At 56.8% G+C, this 431-nt stretch carries 1 protein-coding gene; it reads right to left on the bottom strand.

Going from position 1 to position 431, the window contains the following annotated elements:
- Positions 1–206 precede the first annotated feature (206 nt).
- On the bottom strand, positions 207–431 hold a 225-nt coding region (locus tag ACXAH0_RS25150; protein WP_475196042.1), incomplete at its 5' end, for a transposase.

The following is a 431-nucleotide window of genomic DNA, read 5'->3' as shown; positions in this document are numbered from 1 at the left end:
CGGAATTGCTCCCGGATATGGGCAAGCACGACCAAGTCCCTACGCTGCCGGTCACTCACTGGGCGGTTCCGCCAGGACCGGTAACCCCGAGGACTGACATTCATGATCTGACATAGCCTGGAAGCCGGCAAAAGGCCCAGGTTCTCCGCGATGAATGCAAACCTCATTTGCTTCTTTCTATCAACCGGCAGGTGATTGCTGAGCAATCACCGAGAGGGGGCGAAGAACTGGGTGGCCTTTTTTAACACCTCCCTCTCCTCCCGGAGCAGGCGGTTTTCTCTGCGAAGTTCCGCTATCTCCTTTTCAAGGTCAGATTGTGTGGCCGGTTTCTCCGGATCGCGCCGGTCCTGCTGTATCCAACGGTTCAAGGTCGAGAAACCAACACCAAGATCTCTGGCGATCTGCTTACGCGACAAGCCGCTGGTCAGCGC

The sequence above is a fragment of the Roseibium sp. AWQ4_290 genome, from assembly GCF_056160985.1.
The sequence above is the reverse complement of the archived record's forward strand: the minus strand, read 5'-3'. Positions and strand labels throughout refer to the sequence as shown.